Raw genomic sequence first — 3,937 nt, 5'->3', positions numbered from 1 at the left:
GTTCACGCCGCCGAAGCCGTCCACCGGGCCGCGGTCGCCGAGGTCCCCCGGGCCCGCGAGGCCCTCGCCGACACCCGGGCCACCCTGGCCGCCGCCCGTGAACGCGCCGACCAGCACCGCCGGCAGGTCGACGTACTGGCGGCCCTCCACGACGAGCCCCCCGGCGGCCAGCCGGGCCTGCGGGCCGGGCTGCGCCGTCTGCTCCAGAGCGGCGCCGAACGCCAGGCCGCCGAACAGCACCGCGAACGCAGCAGGGGCGAGCTCCTCGCCCAGCTCGTCCAGCAGCGCACCGCCCTTGAGGACGCCCGCGACCACATCGCCCGCTGCGCCCACGCCGAGGACGCCGCCGCCGACCGGCACACCCGCTCCACCACCGCCGTCACCGAAGCCGCCGCGGCCACCACCCGTGCCCGCGTCCACGAGGACGCCGCCCGCGCCGCGGAGACCGCCGCCCGCGCGGACGTCGAGCGGGCCCGGCACGAGGCCCGAGCCGCCCGACGCGACCTGGAAGGCGCCGCCGCCGAACTCGACTCCGCCCACCGCACCCTCCGCGCGGCCGCCGCCGACCTCCCCTCCCTGCCCCTCGACTGGCTCCACCTCGGCGACCCCGAGCAGGAACTCGGCGCCCCCTGGTCCGACGAGGCCTGGAGCACCGCCCGCAGCGACCTCTTCCTGCGCGCCCTCGACCTGCACCGCGCCCTCGTCGCCAACACGGCCAAGCGGATCCGCGGAAACCTCCAGGTCCTGGTGGAGCTCATGGCCGGCACCGGCGGGCCCGTCCCCGACGAGCAGGTCCTGCACGCCTGGCAGACCCTCTTCCTCCTCGTCCCCGTCGTCTCCACCACCTTCTCCTCCATCGGCAGCATGTTCGCCCGACTCGGCGGCGGCTCCCTCGGCTGGATTCTCGTGGACGAGGCCGGCCAGGCCACTCCGCAGGCCGCCGTCGGCGCCCTCTGGCGCGCCCGCCGCGCCGTTCTCGTCGGCGACCCGCTCCAGCTCGAACCCGTCGTCACCATGCCGGCCGCCCTGCAACGCCGCCTCCTGCTCGCCTACGGCGTCGACGAGGAATGGCTGCCCTCCGCCACCTCCGCCCAGGCCGTCGCGGACCGGGTCAACCGCTACGGCACCTACCTGCCCGCCCCCACCGGCGCGGAGGAGGACACCGTCTGGGTCGGCTCACCGCTGCGCGTCCACCGCCGCTGCGAGGACCCCATGTTCACCGTCAGCAACGAGGTCGCCTACGGCGGTCTCATGGTCCACGGCACCCATCCGCAGCCCTTCCCCGACCCCGACCAGGACGGCCTCCTTCCCAGCCGCTGGCTCGACACCCCCGACCCCGACCGCCCCGCCGACGCCCCCTGGGGCGAACGCGACCGCCGCGCCCTCACCTTCCTCCTGCGCCGGCTCGACCGCCACGGCGTCACCGTCGAACGCCTGCGGATCATCGCCCCCTTCCGTGCCCTCGTCGCCGAGGCCCGCGAAACCTGCCGCACGCTGCCCGGATGGACCGCCGAACTCCTCGACGAACGCTGCGCGACCGTCCACAAGGCCCAGGGCAAGGAAGCCGACGTCGTGATCCTGCTGCTCGGCGCGGGCCGTTCCGGCGGCCGCTACCCCGCACCTCCTGAACGTCGCGGCCAGCCGCGCAAAACGCCGCCTCTACGTCGTCGGCGACCGCGCCCTGTGGGCCCCGCTGCCCCACTTCGACGTCCTGGCCGCCGAACTCCCCGCCTACGACCACGTCCGCGACCGCGACACCTGGCCGCTCGACGACCCCGGTGGCGATCCCGCGAGCAGAGGTGCGAACGGCTGACCCGCGTGCAAGGGGGCGCGCCCCGAGGCCGCCGTGCGGGACGTCGGACCGGCCGACGTCCCAGGCGTCCTGACCGACCCTCAGGGCGGATGAGGTCGAGCGTGGTGGGGACCGGGCGGTCCGGCCCTCCTGGGCGGCCGGAGGGTCGAGGAGCGCGCTCGGCCCCGGGGCCGGTTCGCCCGGCGCCGGTACCACCACGCCCGGCCCGAGGCCCGTCCGCATCCGGTTCCGTCGAGGAATCCCGCCGATCCGGTGCAACGACCGGCCTGCCTCGGAGGTCACGTATGTAAGGAGGTGAATGCTCGGAAGAAACCGTTCGTTCGGTTTTTCGGATGAAGGTGGCGGCGTATCGAAGGCCGAACCGACGGGACGGCCGGGGTGTGTGGTCGTCATCGGGGCGGTGGGGCTTGACGGGTTACGGGGCTACGGGGAGGGGGAGTGGTTGGCGGGATTCATCGGCATCGTCTTGTCCGCCGTGGGTGGGGCGCAGCTAAGATACGGGGTGTTTGGTTTTGTTTTCCGGGGAGCTCAGGGCGGGTGGTTTCGGTGGTACGGCAGGAGCGGGCGCTCCGGACACGTCGGCTGATCCTGGAGGCGGCGGCCTCGGTCTTCGACGAGTTCGGGTACGAGGGCGCGACCATCGGTGAGGTGGTCTCCCGGGCCGGCGTGACGCGTGGTGCGGTGTATTTCCATTTCGCCTCGAAGCGGGATCTGGCGCAGGGCGTGGTGGAGGAGCAGTTCGTCCAGGACGGAGTTCCCGAACGGAGCTGCAAGCTCCAGGAGTTCGTGGACACCGGGATGGTGGTGGCGTACCTGATGCCGCGTGACCCGCTGCTCAGTGCGGGTGCCCGGCTCTCGCTCGGGCAGGACGTCTTCGACGATCTCGGCGGCGGTGCCATCCCCGGCTGGATCAGCCGGTTCGAGGCGTTGCTGGTCGCGGCCGGCGAGCGCGGCGAGCTGCTCCCGCACGTCGTGCCGGCGGACACCGCGTGGTTGGTCATCGCCGCGTGGACGGGGGTGCAGATCCAGTCCCAGAAGCTGTGCGGCCGGGCGGACCTGGAGCTGCGGGTGTCCGCGCTGTTCCAGCACCTGATGCCGAGCATCGCGGTGCCGGGCGTGCTCGGTTCGCTGCAGATGGGGCCGAACCGCGGGGCTGAGGTGGTTGCCGAGGCCGCGGCGGCCCGTGCGGCGGAGGAGGGCGGCGCCCCGGACGGTGGGGCGGACGGCACCGCGCGCGCCGAGGTGCAGGCGGAGGTCGGCGTGGGCTGACGGTGGCTCACCGGCTCTCCTGCCCAAGGGAGTCCGGGTAGGCGCAGGCGAACCGGCGGCGGCGGGACCAGGGTGGTCCGGCGCCGCCTTTGGTTTGTCCGGATTCGGTGACGCAGCGCACCTGAGGGCTCGCTTACGGTGGCGAGCGGCGATGCCTCGGCAAAACAAACAGCGCGTTCGGTTTTGTATTGACAAACCGCGCGTCCTGTTTTTGACTGGTGGCACTTGACCCAGGGTGTAGACCCGGGTGCCGGCCGCGGCGGAGGTGGCTGCGGCGTTCCGTGTGATTGGGGTGGTCATCGTGGAAATTCGGGTGCTCGGGGCGCTGGACGTCCGGGTGTGCGGGGTGTCCGTGGTGCCGTCGGCGCCGAAGCCGCGGCAGGTGCTGGGGCTACTGGCGCTGCGGGCGGACCAGGTGGTGCCGGCCGGGGTGCTGGCCGACGAGCTGTGGTCCGGCCGGCCGCCGCGCAGTGCGCGCACCACCGTGCAGACGTACGTGCTCCAGCTGCGGGACCTCATCGACCGGGCGCTCATCGCGGCCGGTGCGGCGACGGGGGTGTCCTGCGCCAAGGACGTCCTGGTGACCTCGCCGGGCGGCTACATGCTCAACAGCGGCGGCGGACTGACGGACCTGCGGGAGTTCGAACGGCTCGCCGGAACGGGCTACCGGGCGATGGACGGCGAGGACTACCCGGCGGCGGCCCGGCTGCTGGGCGAGGCGCTCGCGCTGTGGCGCGGATCGGCCTTCGCGGACGTCCCGGTCGGTGGCCAACTCGCCGTCGAGGCAAAGAGGTTGGAGGAGACCCGGCTCTGCGCGCTGGACCAGCGGATCGAGGCCGACCTGCGGCTGGGCCG

General features: G+C 73.6%; 3 protein-coding genes. All 3 read left to right on the top strand.

Annotated elements, in window-relative coordinates; all coding sequences use genetic code 11:
* Window positions 1-2,103 (top strand): DEAD/DEAH box helicase (locus tag ACFU7Y_RS41315; RefSeq protein WP_380771551.1); only part of this gene is annotated, 2,103 nt, incomplete at its 5' end.
* A 247-nt stretch (window positions 2,104-2,350) separates the two neighbouring features.
* The gene (locus tag ACFU7Y_RS41310) at window positions 2,351-3,082 is read left to right on the top strand and encodes a ScbR family autoregulator-binding transcription factor (RefSeq protein ID WP_224283087.1); all 732 of its coding nucleotides are present in this window, start codon (window positions 2,351-2,353) and stop codon (window positions 3,080-3,082) included.
* Between the two features lie 301 nt (window positions 3,083-3,383).
* On the top strand, window positions 3,384-3,937 hold a 554-nt coding region (locus tag ACFU7Y_RS41305), incomplete at its 3' end, for a BTAD domain-containing putative transcriptional regulator (protein ID WP_380771549.1).

This window comes from Kitasatospora sp. NPDC057542 (assembly GCF_042801945.1).
Lineage (GTDB): Bacteria > Actinomycetota > Actinomycetes > Streptomycetales > Streptomycetaceae > Kitasatospora.
Note: the sequence above shows the minus strand (reverse complement) of the source record. Positions and strands in the feature narration are given on the sequence as shown.